The organism is Cellulomonas sp. NPDC058312 (assembly GCF_042880135.1).
Taxonomy (GTDB): domain Bacteria; phylum Actinomycetota; class Actinomycetes; order Actinomycetales; family Cellulomonadaceae; genus Cellulomonas.
The window spans coordinates 104,245-120,134 of the sequence record NZ_JBHVZE010000001.1 but is presented as its reverse complement, the minus strand read 5'-3'; the positions used below and the strand labels follow the sequence as shown (position 1 = coordinate 120,134).

Genomic DNA, 15,890 nt, shown 5'->3' with positions numbered 1-15,890 from the left:
CGTGTCGGCCACAATGGCCGGGTGGACACCCCTGACGACCCCGTCGTGCGCCTCGAGTCCGAGCTCGGCCTGCTGCTGCGGCGGGCGCGCGCCTCGGCCGAGCGGCTCGCGCGCAGCGTGCACCCGGACCTGGAGCCGTCGGCGTACCCGCTGCTCGCCCGGATCGAGCGGGAGCCCGACGTCCGGGCCAGCGAGCTCGCGGAGCACATCGGCGTGGGCCGCGGCACGATGTCGCGCCAGCTCGGGCGGATGGAGCAGATCGGGCTCATCGAGCGCCGGCCCGACCCGGACGACTCCCGCGGTCAGCTGATCCGCGTCACGCCCGAGGGCGGACGCCGCGTCGAGGCCGCCCGCGAGGCGCGCTGGGCGTACCTGGGGCGCGTGCTGGAGTCGTGGTCGCCGCAGGAGCGGGAGCTGCTCGCCGACCAGATGCACCGGCTCAACGACTCGATGACCGCGAACCCGCCGCGGCCGGCGGCCCCGGGGGTCTAGGCACGCCCAGGCTGCTGCGCGCCCCGCTCAGAGCGCGCGGTCGAGCGCCCAGGTGCTCCGGCGACGGGCGATGGCGGTGACGGCGTCCACCCGGCCGGGCGTCCAGTGCCCGGGCATCGACGTGAAGACGTCCGGCACCTGCGCGTCGTCGACGACCAGGGACTCGTACGGCGACGGCCGGCGGACCTCGACGATGCCGTGCACCACGAGCACGCCCCGGACGGCCACCGGCGTGCCGACGGCGGTGCGCAGCAGCGAGCCCGCGCGGGCGGCGGTGAGGCGGACGGCGCGCAGGTCGGAGACGGCGTGGCCGTCGGCGGACAGCGACCGGCCGTCGACGACGAACACCTCCTCGTCCGAGCGGGGGCGCTCCGCGACGGCGAACGCGCCGGGGGGCCCGATGAGCAGGTGCCCGACGACCGAGCCCTGGCGGCCCACGGGGACGTCGTGCAGCACGTGCCAGCCGGCGAGCTGCAGCCGGTCCAGCCGGTCGCACAGCGTCTCGTCCATGCCGCGGGGCTCGCCGTCGGCGCGCGGGCTGACGAGGTCGACCGCGCGGTGCCGGCCGCGGCCGGGCTGCTCGTCCCCGCAGGCGGGGTCGAGGACGACGGCGTCGGCGGACCCGGGCGCGGCGCGCCGCCCGCGGGGGCGACGCACCGGCTCCGGCTCGGGCTCGGTGTCCTCGGGGAGGACGGCGGAGGCGGGCAGGACCAGCTCGGGGACGTCCGCGCGCAGGTAGGCCTGCGCGGCGCCGCGCACGGCGTCCTCGACGCCGGCGCCCTCGAGGGCCGCCACCTCGGGCTCGACGGCGACCTCGCCGGTCGCCAGGTCGACGCTGCCCAGCGGCGCCCCGGTCTCGGCCGTGACGTAGAGCCGGTCGGCACCGTAACGGCGCCACCGACGGACGATCAGAGCCTGCTCCACGTCCGGGATATCGGCAGCGCCGGACCGTCCCTGAAGCATCCGCGCCGCCCTCCCCCACATGGCGGTCAGTTTACGGCGGGCTCGAACGTCAGCGACACCGAGTTCATGCAGAACCTGTCACCCGTCGGTGTCTGCGGCGCGTCGTCGAAGACGTGCCCCAGGTGCGACCCGCAGCGGGCGCACCGCACCTCGGTGCGGACCATGCCGAGCGACCGGTCCTCGATCAGCTCGACCTTGTCCCCGGCGAGCGGCGAGAAGAAGCTCGGCCACCCGCAGTGGGAGTCGAACTTCGTGTCCGAGCGGAACAGCTCGTTCCCGCAGCCGCGACAGCGGTACACGCCCTCGCGGTTCTCGTCGAGCAGCTCGCCGGTCCACGGCCGCTCCGTGCCGGCCAGGCGCAGCACCTGGAACTCGGCGGGGTTCAGCTCGACCCGCCACTCCTGCTCGTCCTTGGTGACCTCGTAGGCCTTCTGCTCCGTCATCGCGGCACTCCTCTCGTGACGGCACCGGACCGGGTCGGCCGCGGTGCACGCAGGTGGGTGAACATCGTGGCGCGCCCGGGTGTTCCGCGCGCTCGCGGCGCGCGGCCGGGGTCGCGCAGACGCCGACGGGCGGCGCGGGCCGGCTGTCCGCCGGTCCCCGCGCCGCCCGTCGACGACGTGCTGCTCAGGTCGTTACTGGCCCGCGCGACCACGACCGGCGCCGCCGCGACCACGACCGCGCCCGCCGCCCTCGCCGCCGCCGGACCGTGCGCCGCCGCCGGACCGCGCCGGGGCGCCGGACCGCGCCGCACCGGACCGCGGGGCACCGCCGGACCGCGCGCCGCCGCCGGCGTGCCCGGAGCCGCCCGTGGACGGGGCGTCGCCGCCGGAGCTCCACCGGACCATCGAGCCGCCGAGCGCCGGGACGCCCTGGCCGCGACCGCGACCGGCGCCGCCGGAGCGCGCGCCGCCGGACGCCGCGCCGCCCCCGGAGCCGCCGCGCCCGCGACCGCCCTCGGCGGGACGGGAGGACTGCTCGGCCGGGCGACCGCCGCCGGCACCGCCACGCCGGCGCTGCCGACCCGGGCCGGAGGTTCCGGTGCCCGCGGCGCGCTGCCGCGCCGGGGCCGGGACCGTGGGGGCCGCGGACGGGGCGACCCGGGCCGCGACGTCGCCGACCAGCGCGGCGATCACGGGCGAGCCCGGGGCGACGCGCTGCGGGGTGACGGTGATCTTCGCCTTGCGGGTCAGGTCGCGGACGTCGCCGGCCTGCTCGGGCAGCTGCACGGTGACGACGTCGCCGCCGGAGCCCGCGCGGGCGGTGCGCCCGGAGCGGTGGAGGTACGCCTTGTGCTCGGCCGGCGGGTCGACGTGCACGACGAGCTCGATGTCGTCGACGTGGATGCCGCGCGCGGCGATGTCGGTGGCGACCAGCACCTTGACCTCGCCGGACGTGAACGCCGCGAGGTTGCGCTCGCGCGCGCCCTGGCCGAGGTTGCCCTGGAGGTCGACGGCGGGGATGCCGTCCTGGGTGAGCTGCTTGGCGAGCTTCTTGGCCTGGTGCTTGGTGCGGGTGAACAGCACGCGGCGGCCGACGCCGGAGGCGAGCTCGGTGACGACCGACTTCTTGGCGTCCGCGTCGGAGACGACCAGCACGTGGTGGGTCATCGTGCTGACCGCGGCGGCGTCGGGGTCGACCGAGTGCGTGGTCGGCCGGTCGAGGTACCGCTTGACCAGGGTGTCGACGCCGTTGTCCAGCGTCGCGGAGAACAGCAGCCGCTGGCCGCCGCGCGGGGTCTGGTCGAGCAGGCGCTTCACGACGGGCAGGAACCCGAGGTCGGCCATGTGGTCGGCCTCGTCGAGGACGGTGATCTCGACGGAGTCGAGCGAGCACAGGCCCTGCTTGATGAGGTCCTCGAGCCGGCCGGGGCAGGCGACGAGGATGTCGATGCCGCCGTTGAGCGCGGACACCTGGCGGCTCTGCGCGACGCCGCCGAAGACGGTGGTCGAGCTGAGGCGGGTGACGGCGGCCAGCGGCTCGATGGTCGCGTGGATCTGGGTGGCGAGCTCGCGGGTCGGCGCGAGGATCAGCGCGCGCGGTCGGGCCTTGGCGCGCTGCGCCTTGGAGTCCGACAGGCGGGCGACGACCGGCAGCGCGAACGCGATGGTCTTGCCGGAGCCGGTGCGGCCGCGGCCGAGCACGTCGCGGCCGGCGAGGGTGTCGGGCAGCGTGGCCGCCTGGATGGGGAACGGCTCGGTGATGCCGCGCTGCTCGAGGGAACGTGCGAGCGCGGCGGGCACACCGAGGTCGGTGAAGCTGGGCATGGAGGGGTCGCCTTTCCGGCGTCGGGTCGGGTCCGTCGTCCCCACGTACGGGGCGGCGACCGGCGCCGGCGGCTCAGTCAGGCGAGCTTCTGCTGGCGGCGCAGGGCGCCCTGCGTGCGCAGGACGTAACGGAAGAGCTCGTCCGTCTCCCGCGGGGAGGTCTCCACGAACCGGCAGCCGTAGTGCGTCCCGGTGCGCGAGGGCTGGGCACGGACGACGACCGCCTGCAGCCAGAACGCGTCCGACAGCTCGGGGAAGACGAACCTCACCATGCTGCCTTCCGGCAGCACGGTCTGACTCATCATACGCATCCCGTGCGCGGACACGTCGAGCACGGTGAACGTCACACGGATCTCGTCGGCGTCCTTGTCCCCGTCCTCGGGGTCCGGCGTGTGCGCACCGGGGGCGTCGTCGTCGGTCGCGACCCGGGCGTAGCCCTCGCACTCGACGGACACGGCGACCCGCGCGACCTCGCGCTTCTGGAGCGTCGACAGCAGCTCCACCTCGACGAACGCGACCGTGTCGCCGGAGACGCGCGCGACCGTGCCCTGGTAGACGCACTCGCCGCGGGCGTCGTCCAGGACACGCAGCAGGTAGGTCTCGTCCTCGCCGACGCCGCGCACGAGCCCCTCGGTGCCGACCCAGAGCACGCCGTCCTCGAACGTGCGGACGTACCCGCTCAGCACGGTGCGGTCGTCCGTCTCGACGGCGCAGAGGGCGAGCTCGTGCATGGGGGCGAGGTCCGTCCGGGGTGAGGTGATCGGGGCAAGGGCGCTCGGGACGTTACCTCCCCGGGCGCGCCCGCGGGAGGCGCCGGACGGGTGCGAGCACCTGTGACCGGGCATTTCATCCCCTGGGCAAATCCGACGAAACGCCGCAACGAGGATCTTCTCGCCATATGCGACATCTCGCCCGTAGGGTCGGCAGCGAGGCCGCCCGGACCCGGAGCGACCCCGCCCCTGCGCACGACTCGAGGCCCGAGCTGGCTACCGCCCACCGCCGCTGGCCGCTGACCCGGTACTTCGCCGTCGTCAGCGTCGTCGCCATGCTCGCGCTCGGCGTGACGCTGGTCCTGGTGACCGCGAACGTCATGCAGGACCAGGCCCGGCGCGACGGCGTGGCCCTGGCGCGCAGCATCGAGTCGTACGCCACCGGCGGCGTGCCGCAGGAGGCGTTCACCATCGGCGTCCTGCCCCCGGACGAGTCCGCCCGGATCACCGAGCAGGTCGCCGGGTTCCGCGAGCTGCGCCGCCTGCGGCTGTGGACCGTCGACAGCACGCTGCTCTACGACTCCCAGGCCGACACCACCGGGTTCCCGGACGGCGACCGGCTCGACGCCGCCGTCCGGCAGCGCGAGCCCGACGCGCAGGTCGTCACCGAGGTGCGCGGCGAGGAGTTCGGCGGCAGCGAGTCGACGCTGCTCGACGTCTACGTCCCCGTGCAGCACGACGGCATGGTCGTCGGCGCCGCCGAGGTGATGCTCGACTACCAGGGCACCTCCGACGCCGTCGCCTCGGCGACCCGCACCGTCACCCTGGTCGTGGCCGGCGGGCTCGTCCTGCTCTGGCTGCTGCTGTTCCGCACCGTGTTCAACGCCTCCCGCCGGCTGCAGTCGTCCGCGCTCGAGAACGCCCGGCTCGCCCTGCTCGACTCGCTGACCGGGCTGCCGAACCGCCGGATGCTCGCCGACCGCCTCGAGCGCGCCATCGCCGACTCGCACGCCTCCGGCACCACCGTCGGCCTCGCGCTGCTCGACGTCGACCGGTTCAAGGACATCAACGACTCCCTCGGCCACGACCGCGGCGACGAGCTGCTGGAGCAGATCGCGCACCGGCTGCGCGACGCCCTGCGGTCGGACGACATGGTCGCCCGGCTCGGCGGCGACGAGTTCGCGATCCTGTTCCCCGACGTCCGGTCCCCGGCGGACGCCGACGCCACCGCCCGCCGGGTGCGGCAGCTGTTCGTCCCGCCGTTCATGCTCGGCGACCTCGCGCTGCACGTGGACACCTCGATCGGCGTCGCGTGCCTGCCCGACCACGCCGAGGACGCGTCGTCGCTGATGCGGATGGCCGACGTCGCCATGTACACCGCGAAGACCCACCGGCTCGGGGTCTCGGTGTACTCCCCGGACGAGGACGACTCCTCCCCCGCCCGCCTGGTGCTGCTCGGGGACCTGCACCGCGCCCTGGGCGTCGAGGACGAGCTGCAGCTGCACTACCAGCCGAAGATCGACCTGCGCACCGGCCGCACCGTCGGGCTCGAGGCCCTGATGCGCTGGCACCACCCCACCCGCGGGATGCTGCCGCCCGACCTGTTCATCCCGCTCGCGGAGCAGTCCGGCCTGATCCACGACCTGACCCGGTACGCGTTGCGGATCTGCGTCGCGCAGCTCGCCGACTGGGCCGAGCAGGGCGACCCCGTGCCGGTCGCCGTGAACCTGTCCGCGCACGACGTCACGTCCCACGCCGTGGTCGACGTCATCGAGGACCTGCTGCTGCGCCACGACGTCCCCGCCCGGCTGCTCGAGGTCGAGATCACCGAGACCGCCCTGGTCAGCGACCCCTCGCGGGTGGTGCCCGTGCTGCACCGGCTCGGCGAGATCGGCGTGCGGGTGTCGATCGACGACTTCGGCATCGGCAACACGTCGATCTCCCAGCTGCGGGACCTGCCGGTGCACGGCCTCAAGATCGACCGCCTGTTCGTCGCGGACCTGCACGGCGACGGCCGCGACGGCTCGGAGGTGATCGTCAAGGCGATGGTCGACCTCGCGCACTCGTTCGGCCTGCAGGTCGTCGCGGAGGGCGTCGAGGACCTCGCGGTCGTCGAGGTCCTGCGTCGGCTCACCGTCGACCAGGCGCAGGGCTACCTGTACTCCCGCGCCGTGCCCGCCGACCAGCTGCGCCCCGAGGACCTGCCGCGTGACCGGGTGCCGCGACCCGCCGTCACGGCCGTCACCCGCGAATCGGGCAGAACGGCTCAAGGTGAGCCACCATCGGACCGATAGAGCCTGGTACGCCCGATTTCGACTCACCCGTGAGGATGACCACCCGGATGGACGAGCTGCTCCGCGAGATGATCACGCCGCCCGCCCCGCGGCGCGATCCCGCCCGGCGTCGACGCCTGATCACCACCGTCGCGATCCTCGGCATGGCCGGGCTCGGCATGACGTCGCTCGTGACCTCCGCGATCTTCACCGACAACGACGACACCGGCCGGTCGGGCATCACCACCGGCAGCGTCGACATCACCGCCGGCGAGGACGCGTCCTTCACGCTGCCCCCCGGCAACCTCGCCCCCGGGGACGAGGTCGTCAGCCCCGTCACCGTGACCAACGCCGGCTCCCTCGCGCTCGTCTACGACGTGCAGTACGCGGCGACCAGCAGCGACGCCGCAGGCCTCGCCGGCGCGCTGTCGCTGGACGTGTTCGCGCTGCCCGCCGCGTCCTGCACCACCGACGGGGTCGCCGCCGCGACGGCGATCGGCTCGGCCGCCGCGCCGCTCGCCGGGACGCCCACGCTCGTCGTCGACGGGGACCGCAGCCTGATCGCGGGCGCCGCGGAGGACCTGTGCGTCCGCGTGTCGCTGCCGGAGGACCTCGGCAACGCGTACCAGAACAGCAGCGCCGACATCGCACTGACGTTCCTCGCGACGCAGGACCCCACGGACCCGCACCGCACCACCCCCTGACGCAGCCGACCGACGACGACAGGTGAGGCGCTGACCCCTCGATGACCGACAGGCCGGACCCGACGGTCGAGCGCCGGGCGCCGCACGCGGACCCGCCCCGGCACGCGGCCGGGCTGCGCGCGGCCCTGCGCACGACGCCCCGGCGCGCGCTGCGCACGGCGCTGTGGACGGTCATCGTCGTCTGCGGGCTCGCCTACGCCGGGTCGCTCGCGGTGCCGCTGTGGTTCCAGGCGAACGGGCAGCGCCTGCTGATCGTCACCTCCGGGTCGATGGCCGGGTCCGAGCAGGGCGGGTTCGACGCGGGCGACGCCGTGGTGATGCGGCGGATCGACGACCCGTCGCAGCTGCGGGTCGGGCAGGTCGCGACGTTCTGGCCCGCCGGGTCCGACCAGCTGGTGACGCACCGCATCATCGCGCTGCGCAACCTGCCGGTCATGCAGCAGGACCTCGCGACCGGGAAGATGGTCCAGACCGTCGACCCGACCACCGGCGAGGCGCTGACCCGGCCGTACATCTTCACCAAGGGCGACGCGAACATCGACCCCGACCCCGACGCGACGCCGCTGTCGCAGGTCCGCGGGATCATCCTGCACGTCTACCCGCGCTGGGGCTGGGTGCTCGACTGGGCGGGGTCCGCGCAGGGCCGCGCCGCGATGCTCGCCCCGCCGCTCGCCGCCCTGGCCACCCTCGAGGTGCTGTCCCTGGTCGACGACCGCCGGGCCCGCCGCGAGGCCGGCGAGCTCCGCCCCTCCGCCCGTGAGCTCCACGACGATGCGCTCCTCCTCGGCTGACGCCCGCACCGGGGACCCGGGCGACGGGCCGGTGCTGGGGCGCTGGGCGCGGCTCGTCCTGGGCACGCTGCTGGTCGGCGCGGCGCTGCTCGGACCCGCGGTCGGCTACGCGTCGGCGCAGTTCGGCAGCGAGGCGACCGTGCACATCTCGATCACCGTGCCCCCGACGGCCCCCACGGCCACCCCCACCGCGGAGCCGACCGCCACCCTGGACGCCCCGCCCGACCTCCCCTGACGCACGCGGCGCGCTCCCGCCGCCGGTCGCCGCGCGTCCGCGCTCGTCGACGTAGGACGCCCGCGCCGAGACAGGTCGGCGCAGCGTCCTACGTCGACGCGGCGGTCCTACCTCGGCGACACCTGCGGCCCAGGCGTCAGCTGAAGCCGATCGCCCGCTGCGCCACCCGGTACGCCAGCACCGACACGCGCCGACCGGCGGGCGTCGGCAGGTTCGCGAGCTGTCCGAGCACGGTCCAGCGCACCTTCCGGTACAGCCAGAAGTCCTGCTGCCGGAGCTCGGACCAGAGCCGGTCGCGCTCGGCGAGGGACGCGCGCGTGCCGGACCGGATGAGCAGGATCGACGAGACCACGCAGATCAGCTGGACGTAGTGCAGCCGGTAGGCGCGTAGCCGCCGGTCGGTGACCCGGACCCGGGAGACGTGGTCGAGCATCAGCCGGTTGACCCGGAGCTGCTGGTCGATGCGCCGGAGCATGACCGCCTCCTGCACCGACTGGTCCGCGCGGCCGATGAAGTACCGGTACAGGTCGACGTCGAGGTAGGAGAGCGTCTCGACGTGGGCGAGCGGCACCAGGGCGTAGAGGCTGTCGACGTAGAACGTGTGCTCGGGCAGGCGCAGGCCCGCGGCCCGCAGCACCTCGGTGCGGTAGATCAACGCGTGCATCAGCAGGTACTGCCGCTTGCCGAACCCGCGGGTCGCCGACCAGCCCATCACGCGGTCGGCGGGCAGGGCGCCGCGGTACCGGACTGCGGTCTTGGTCTTCTTGCCCTGCTTCTCGTAGACGAAGTTCGACACGAGCAGGTCGACGGGGCGCTCCCGGTCGAGGAACCCGCGCAGCGTCGCGAGGACCTCGACCAGGGCGTCCCGGTCGAGCCAGTCGTCGGCGTCCACGACCTTGAGGTAGGCCCCACGGGCGTGGTCCAGGCCCGCGTTGATCGCCGACCCGTGGCCCCCGTTGGGCTTGCGCAGCAGCCGCACCTCGCCGGGGTACCGGTCGACGTACGTGCGGGCGAGCGCCGCGGTCCCGTCGGTCGCGCCGTCGTCGACGACGACGACCTCCACCTGCGGACCGAACCCGACGAGCGAGTCCAGCGCGCGCGCCAGGTACGCCTCCGCGTTGTACGCGGGGACGACGACCGACAGGACCGGGCTCGCCGTGGGTGTCACGCCGCGCGCACCTCCGTGGGATCACCGGCCGCGGCCGGTGCGCCATCCTCGGGCTCCTGCTTGAAGATGACCTTGAAGATCGGGAAGAACACCCAGAACGAGATCGCCGCGTTGATGATCATGGTGACCACGTCCGCGAGCGTCTCCCCCGTGCCGCCCAGGCCCCACGAGTCGATGAACAGCTCGTAGATCGGGGCCTTGTACAGGCCCTGCAGCGCCGCGGCCACGAGGGTGATGACGACGTAGGCGATGGCGTACCAGGTGGCCGCCTTCGCGATCGAGCTGTTCGACTTGAAGGTGATCGTGCGCTGGGCGAAGAAGTTGATGATCTGGGCGATGAGCAGAGTGATCTGCACGGCCAGGAAGTATGCCAGCCCGCCGCCGCCGGACGGCAGGGCGCCCGCGGCGTAGTCGAACACGAAGTACTGCGAGCCGTCGGGGTTGGACCCGATCGGCCAGACCTGGAACGTGGTGTCGACCAGCGAGGTCATGCCGAACAGCCACTTGATCGCGGGCATCAGGGCGAGCTGCAGCACGGTGATCCCGTTGCTGAGCACGAAGAACACGACGAACTGGGCGACGCCGGGCCGCTTCTCGGCGAAGGCGCTCCACGAGGCCTTCAGACGGGTGAGCATGGGGGTGGTTCTCTCTCTTCCGGGGCTCGGGCGGGTCAGACGTCGCCGCGCAGCCGGCGGGCGGTGGCGCGGTTGGCGCGGCGGTTGCGGACGAACCCGCGCAGGGTGGCCCCGGCGCCGGCCAGGAACCGGCCGTTGACGATCCGGACCAGGCCGTCGACCATCTCGGCGCTGACCATCCCGTTGGTCATCTTCCCGACGGCGCGCAGCGGCATGTTGAGCAGGAACAGGATGTTGAGGTCCGGCTTGCCCTTGCGGTCGGCGCGGTCGCGGAGCGCCGCGAGCACCCGGTAGGCGAGGCGCGCGAGCGGGCTGCGGGCGTGCTGCATCCGGCCGAGCGCGTCGTTGGCGGTGAGCTCGCCGGCCCACGCGGCGGGCGGCACCGGGCGGCCGAGCAGGGCGGCGAAGTCGGCGTCCGGCACCTGGGCCACGGCACCGGTGCGGTACCGGTCGGGGACGTGCGCGTCGACGACCGCGGCCGTCGTGCCGGTGACGGCCACCGACGCGGCCAGCGGGAGGTCGTCGACGTGCGCGCCGGCGAGCACGGCGTACGTGCCCTGCTCCACCTGCCACGCCCCGGTGCCGAGGTCCCAGTGCCGGAACGCGGCGTCGCCGAGCGGGACGGTGACCGTCGCGGACTCGCCCGGCGCGAGCTCGACGCGGGCGAACCCGGCGAGCGTGCGGTCGGGGCGGTGCACGCCGGGGGTCTCGCGGCGGACGTAGACCTGGACGACGTCGGCGCCGGCGACCGTCCCGGTGTTGGTGACGGTCACGGTCGCGGCCTCGGGCGTCGCGACCAGGTCGGCGTACGCGAACGTCGTGTACGACAGGCCGAACCCGAACGGGAACGTCACCGGCACCCCGGCGGACGTGTAGTAGCGGTAGCCGACGTACAAGCCCTCGCGGTACTCCGCGGTGCGCTGCCGGCCCGGGAACGTCGCGGCGGTGGGCGTGTCCGCGAGCCGCGCGGGCACGGTCTCGGCCAGCCGGCCGGACGGGTTCACGGCGCCGGTCAGCACGTCCAGCAGCCCGCCCGCGCCGGCCTGCCCGGCCAGGTACCCGTGCACCAGGGCGCGGGTCTGCGCCAGCCACGGCATCTCGACCACGCCGCCCGCGGACAGGACCACGACGACGTGCGGGTTGACCTCGGCGACGGCGGCCAGCAGCTCCGTCTGCGCGGCGTGCAGGCGCAGGTGCTCGCGGTCCAGGCCCTCGGACTCGGCGATCTCGTCCAGGCCGAGGAACAGCAGCGCCACGTCGGCGCCCCGGGCGGCCGCGACGGCCTCGGCGCGCAGGGCGGCGTCGGGGGTGCCGTTGCGGCGGAAGCCCGGCGCGAACGCCGTCATCTCCAGGCCGGAGTCGCCGATCACGTCGAGCACGGAGTCGAGCCGGGTCGGGTTGACCGCCGACGAGCCGGCGCCCTGGTAGCGCGGGGTGCGCGCGAAGTCGCCGATCACGGCCACGCGGGTGCCGCGGGCCAGAGGCAGCGTCGCGTCCTCGTTGCGGAGCAGCACGGCGGACCGGGCGGCCACCCGGCGGGCGAGCGCGTGGTGCGCGTCGGTGTCGACGGCGGGCGCGGTGCCGGGCTCGCGGGCGTCGGCGACCAGGCGCAGCACCTCGGCGGCGCGGGCGTCGACGTCGGCCTCGCTGATCCGTCCGGTGCGGACCGCCTCGACGATCTGCCGGACGGAGTCGAGCCCGGCGGCGGGCATCTCGAGCGTGCCGCCGGCGCGGACCGCGTCCACGACGTCGTTCGAGCCGCCCCAGTCGGACACGACCGCACCGTCGAAGCCCCACTCGTCGCGCAGCACCTGCTGCAGCAGGAACGGATCCTCGTGGGCGTACGTGCCGTTGACCAGGTTGTACGCCGACATGATCGTGCGCGGCCGCGCGGTCTCGACGACGATGCCGAAGCCGGTCAGGTAGATCTCGCGCAGCGTGCGCTCGTCCACGACCGAGTCGGAGACCATGCGGCGCAGCTCCTGGCTGTTCGCCGCGAAGTGCTTGGGGCAGGCCGCCACACCGCGGGACTGGATCCCGCGGACCATGCCGGCGGCCATCCGGCCCGCGAGCAGCGGGTCCTCGGAGAAGTACTCGAAGCTGCGCCCGCCCAGCGGCGAGCGCTTGATGTTCAGGCCCGGACCGAGCAGCACGTCGACGTCCTGCGCGGCGGCCTCGGCGCCGAGCGCGCGCCCGACCTCCTCGGCCAGCTCGGGGTCCCAGGTGCTCGCGACGCCGGCCGCGGTCGGGAAGCAGGTGGCGGGTTGGGACTCGGCGATGCCGAGGTGGTCCGCGGCCCCGGTCTGCTTGCGGACCCCGTGCGGGCCGTCGGCCAGCCAGAGCGACCGCACGCCGTGGCGTGGCAGGTCGTGGGTCTCCCAGACGGACTTGCCCGTCAGCAGGGCGGCCTTCTCCAGCAGGGTGAGGTTCTCGATCATCGCGTGCGTCCTCGGGTGCGCGGTGGTGCTGCGGGTGCCGCGCGACGGCGACGCCGCGCGGCGGGGTGGTGCGGCTGACCGGTCGGGGGCCCGGCCGGCTCGGGTGCCGAGCCGGCCGGGTCCCTCCCCGGTAGGGCTCAGCGGGCGGTGGTGCCCGCGGGGTCCTCGGAGGTGACGTCGGCGTCGGCCGTGGCGGCCTCGGCCTCGGTGCCGCGGTGGCGGCGGACGCGGCGGACCACGTACACCGCGCCGAGCACCAGCAGCAGACCCAGCACCACGTCGACCGCGATCTGCACGTACCGCCAGGTCGGCGGGGTGTAGTCGAGGGTCGCGCCGGAGGCGACACCGTTCATCGCGTTGGAGTTCGCGACGGTGTACAGGATGTTGTGGGTCGCGGTGCGGATGTTGGTCACGGCCTCGGCGGAGGTCGTGTCCTCGAGCGACTTCATCGGCTGGAACGTGAGCATGAGGTCCGAGCCGGCCTTGATGGCCTGGTCCGGGTACATGTACTCGTACAGGTTGAAGTCGGTGATCGCGTACCCGCGGAAGCCCCACTCCTCGCGCAGCACGTTCGTCATCAGCGCCTCGGAGCCGCCGGCCCAGGTGCTGCCGATGCGGTTGAACGAGCTCATGACGGCCGTGGCGGCGCGCATCTCCCGCGTCTCGACGGTGCCCTGGTCGTCCGCGATGTAGTCCATCTCGACCGTCGCGTCCTTGAACGGGAGCTCGAAGGCCTTGAGGTAGATCTCGCGGATCGCCTGCTCGTTCGCCCAGGTGGACACGCCGTGGTTGACGCGGTTGGTCTCCTGGTCGTTCATCGCGAAGTGCTTCATCGCGGTGTAGACGCCCTTGGTCGCGGCCCCCTCGACGACCGAGGTCGCGAGCACGCCGGACAGCACCGGGTCCTCCGAGTAGTACTCGAAGTTGCGGCCCGCGAACGGGGAGCGGTGCAGGTTGACCGCCGGGGCGTACCAGCCGTTGGCGTCGAGGGTCAGCGCCTCGTTGCCGATGGACACGCCCATCGCGTGCGCCAGGTCGGCGTTCCAGGTCTGGCCGAGCAGCACCTCGGACGGGTAGGCCACGCCGGAGATGGCGTCGTTGATGAACGAGCTGAAGCCGGCGGGGCCGTCGTAGTCGTTCGCGACCTCCTTGGCGATCGAGTTGATCGCGCCGGAGTTGTAGGCGCCGTTGAGGATGACGCTCGTCATCTCGTCGACCGTGATCTGGTCGAGCAGGGCGTCCCACTGCGGGTCGTCGTAGTCGAGCCCGCGCACGTCGATCAGCGCGAGGTCGCCGTCGGCGCCCTGCGTCGGCATCGTGGCGTCGGAGGCCTCGGCCGCCGCGGCGGCGTCGTACTTCCCGAACGCGGCGACGGTCTCGTCGGTCGCGACCATGTCGGCCGCGGTGGGCGCCGTCGGGAACGTCCCGGCGAAGTCCGCGCGGGACAGGTTGAGGATCTTGCCCTCCTCGGCGGTGTCCACGAACGCCGCGCTCACGTCGTCGAACTGGTTCGTGACCTCGACCTCGTCGGAGGCGCGGTGGTCGTCACCGGAGTAGGTGACCGTCTCGTCGACCGTGTAGGTGATCGGCTCGGTGCCCGCGGTCACGGTGTGCGAGTCGTCCTGGACGGTCAGCACGTAGTCGCCGGCGTCGAGCACGTAGGCCCGCGCGTCCCGGTAGTCGTAGGACGCCATGTCCTCGACCGCGAGCGTCAGCGTCACGGTCTCGGAGGCACCCGGCTCGAGGACGTCGGTCTTGCCGAACGCGCCGAGCACGACGGAGGACTTCTCGATGCCGCCCGGCGTGTACGGCGCCGAGTAGTAGAGCTGCACGACCTGCTTGCCCGCGACGGCACCGGTGTTGGTGACCTCGACGTCCACGCTGATCTCGCCGTCCACGGCGCCGAGCTCGGTGCCGGTCACGGCCTGGGAGAACGTGGTGTAGCTGAGGCCGTGGCCGAACGGGTACACGACGGCCTGGTCGTAGTCGAGGAACCCCTCGACGGCCGCGGTCTCGTAGTACCGGTAGCCGACGTAGATGCCCTCCTCGTACTGGACGAAGTAGGCGCCGCCGTCGACGCCCTTGGCGGCGTCCGTGCTCAGGCCCGCGATGTTCTCGTACTGGTAGCTGCCGAAGTTCTGGAACGTCGGGTCGGCGGTGAAGTCGGCCGGGTAGATGTCGACCGTGCGGCCGGACGGGTTGACCTCGCCGGTCAGCACCCGGCCGAGCGCGTTCAGGCCGCTCTGCCCCGGGGAGCCGATCTGCAGCACCGCGTCGACGCCCGCGTCCTCGGCCAGCGGGCCGAGCTCCATGCTGGTGGAGGCGTTGATCGCGACGACGACCGTGTCGAAGTTCTCCTTCGCGAGGGCGAGGAGGTCCTTCTCGTCCTGGTTCAGCTCGAGCTGGTGCTGGCCCTCGGTGTAGTGGTCGTCCCAGCCCTCCATCGAGGTCGCCAGGTCGCCGCCCTCGCCGCCGGCGCGGCCGATGACGACCACCGCGGCGTCGGAGAAGTCCGCGAAGCTCGCGCGCGCCTCGTCCGAGTAGTCCGCGACCGGCATCTCGCCGATGGTGTACACGGAGTCGGCCGGCAGGTCCATGACGATGTTCGTCTTCGGGGCGTCCTGCGCGAACGCCTCGAGCTCGCCGTACACCGTGTCGTTGACGGCGATGCCCGCGTTCTCGAGGCCCTGGCGGACGTCGACCGCGGTGCTCGTGTCCGTCGAGCCGGAGCCCGAGCCGCCGTAGACCGGGTCCGCGGCGGTGCGACCGAGCAGGGTCACCTGCGGGGCGTCGCCCGTGAGCGGCAGGGCCTGGCCCTCGTTCTTCATCAGGACGATGCCCTCGGCGGCGATCTCCTGGACCAGCGCGTCGGCGGCCTCCGCGGCCTCGTCGGCGGTCGCGTAGTCGGCCTCGTCGTAGGTGGTGTCCCAGTCCTCGGTGCCGTCGGGGTTGGTCACCGTGTAGGTGCCCGTGCCGAGCTGCGAGGCGACCCAGTTCGAGTACACCCCGAGCAGGATGTTCGCCACGATCGCGATGACGAGGACCAGCCCGAGCACGGGTGCCCAGATCGCCAGGAACTTCTTGTTGGACATCGGCCTCTTCGCCGCTCTGCTGCTCACGAGGAGTCTCTCCTTCGAACACTGTCGTGGGTGTAGGCCCCCGGTCCGACAGCGTCGCCGGGCGGTGCGGAGGCTGGGGCCAGCCAACCGTCCGG

At 73.6% G+C, this 15,890-nt stretch carries 13 protein-coding genes; 5 read left to right on the top strand and 8 right to left on the bottom strand.

Features of this window, described 5'->3' with window-relative positions:
- Positions 1-21 precede the first annotated feature (21 nt).
- Positions 22-492 (top strand): MarR family winged helix-turn-helix transcriptional regulator, encoded by a 471-nt coding sequence (locus ACFVXN_RS00585; protein WP_389225663.1) that lies wholly within the window; start codon positions 22-24, stop codon positions 490-492.
- Between the two features lie 27 nt (positions 493-519).
- On the opposite strand, the gene ACFVXN_RS00580 is transcribed toward ACFVXN_RS00585, so the two are convergent.
- The 4 genes from ACFVXN_RS00580 to ACFVXN_RS00565 all read right to left on the bottom strand — a co-directional run bounded on the left by ACFVXN_RS00580 (position 520) and on the right by ACFVXN_RS00565 (position 4,453).
- Positions 520-1,416 carry an NERD domain-containing protein gene (locus ACFVXN_RS00580; RefSeq protein ID WP_389225660.1) on the bottom strand — a complete coding sequence of 299 codons (897 nt, stop codon included), beginning with the start codon at positions 1,414-1,416 and terminating at the stop codon, positions 520-522.
- Between the two features lie 65 nt (positions 1,417-1,481).
- Positions 1,482-1,898 carry a peptide-methionine (R)-S-oxide reductase MsrB gene (gene msrB / locus ACFVXN_RS00575; protein WP_389225657.1) on the bottom strand — a complete coding sequence of 139 codons (417 nt, stop codon included), beginning with the start codon at positions 1,896-1,898 and terminating at the stop codon, positions 1,482-1,484.
- Between the two features lie 192 nt (positions 1,899-2,090).
- Positions 2,091-3,722: a DEAD/DEAH box helicase gene (locus ACFVXN_RS00570; protein ID WP_389225654.1), complete on the bottom strand. Its 1,632-nt coding sequence runs from the start codon at positions 3,720-3,722 to the stop codon at positions 2,091-2,093.
- Between the two features lie 77 nt (positions 3,723-3,799).
- Positions 3,800-4,453 carry a PilZ domain-containing protein gene (locus ACFVXN_RS00565; RefSeq protein ID WP_389225651.1) on the bottom strand — a complete coding sequence of 218 codons (654 nt, stop codon included), beginning with the start codon at positions 4,451-4,453 and terminating at the stop codon, positions 3,800-3,802.
- Between the two features lie 167 nt (positions 4,454-4,620).
- On the opposite strand from ACFVXN_RS00565, the gene ACFVXN_RS00560 reads away from it, so the two are divergent.
- The 4 genes from ACFVXN_RS00560 to ACFVXN_RS00545 are packed head-to-tail and all read left to right on the top strand — an operon-like array spanning position 4,621 to position 8,435.
- Complete coding sequence (locus tag ACFVXN_RS00560; RefSeq protein ID WP_389225648.1) at positions 4,621-6,726, top strand: putative bifunctional diguanylate cyclase/phosphodiesterase; 2,106 nt, start codon at positions 4,621-4,623, stop codon at positions 6,724-6,726.
- 47 nt (positions 6,727-6,773) lie between these two features.
- On the top strand, positions 6,774-7,409 hold the full coding sequence (locus ACFVXN_RS00555) for a hypothetical protein (protein WP_389225646.1): 636 nt from the start codon (positions 6,774-6,776) through the stop codon (positions 7,407-7,409).
- A 41-nt stretch (positions 7,410-7,450) separates the two neighbouring features.
- A complete protein-coding gene (locus ACFVXN_RS00550) occupies positions 7,451-8,200 on the top strand; it encodes a signal peptidase I (RefSeq protein WP_389225643.1) in 750 nt (249 codons plus the stop codon).
- Complete coding sequence (locus tag ACFVXN_RS00545) at positions 8,166-8,435, top strand: hypothetical protein (RefSeq protein WP_389225640.1); 270 nt, start codon at positions 8,166-8,168, stop codon at positions 8,433-8,435. Before ACFVXN_RS00550 ends, ACFVXN_RS00545 begins: the two co-directional genes overlap by 35 nt.
- 136 nt (positions 8,436-8,571) lie before the next feature.
- Here ACFVXN_RS00545 and ACFVXN_RS00540 read toward each other — a convergent pair whose 3' ends face one another.
- The 4 genes from ACFVXN_RS00540 to ACFVXN_RS00525 form a co-directional block, all read right to left on the bottom strand.
- Positions 8,572-9,603, bottom strand: coding sequence for a glycosyltransferase family 2 protein (locus tag ACFVXN_RS00540; protein ID WP_389225637.1), 1,032 nt, complete (start codon positions 9,601-9,603; stop codon positions 8,572-8,574).
- Entirely contained in the window at positions 9,600-10,238 is a 639-nt protein-coding gene (locus ACFVXN_RS00535) for a hypothetical protein (RefSeq protein ID WP_389225634.1), read from the bottom strand. The genes ACFVXN_RS00540 and ACFVXN_RS00535 overlap by 4 nt, the downstream gene beginning before the upstream one ends.
- Positions 10,239-10,273: 35 nt before the next feature.
- Entirely contained in the window at positions 10,274-12,676 is a 2,403-nt protein-coding gene (locus tag ACFVXN_RS00530; protein WP_389225631.1) for a glycoside hydrolase family 3 C-terminal domain-containing protein, read from the bottom strand.
- Positions 12,677-12,813: 137 nt separating this feature from the next.
- Positions 12,814-15,795 carry a glycoside hydrolase family 3 C-terminal domain-containing protein gene (locus ACFVXN_RS00525; RefSeq protein WP_389225628.1) on the bottom strand — a complete coding sequence of 994 codons (2,982 nt, stop codon included), beginning with the start codon at positions 15,793-15,795 and terminating at the stop codon, positions 12,814-12,816.
- Positions 15,796-15,890: the final 95 nt, after the last annotated feature.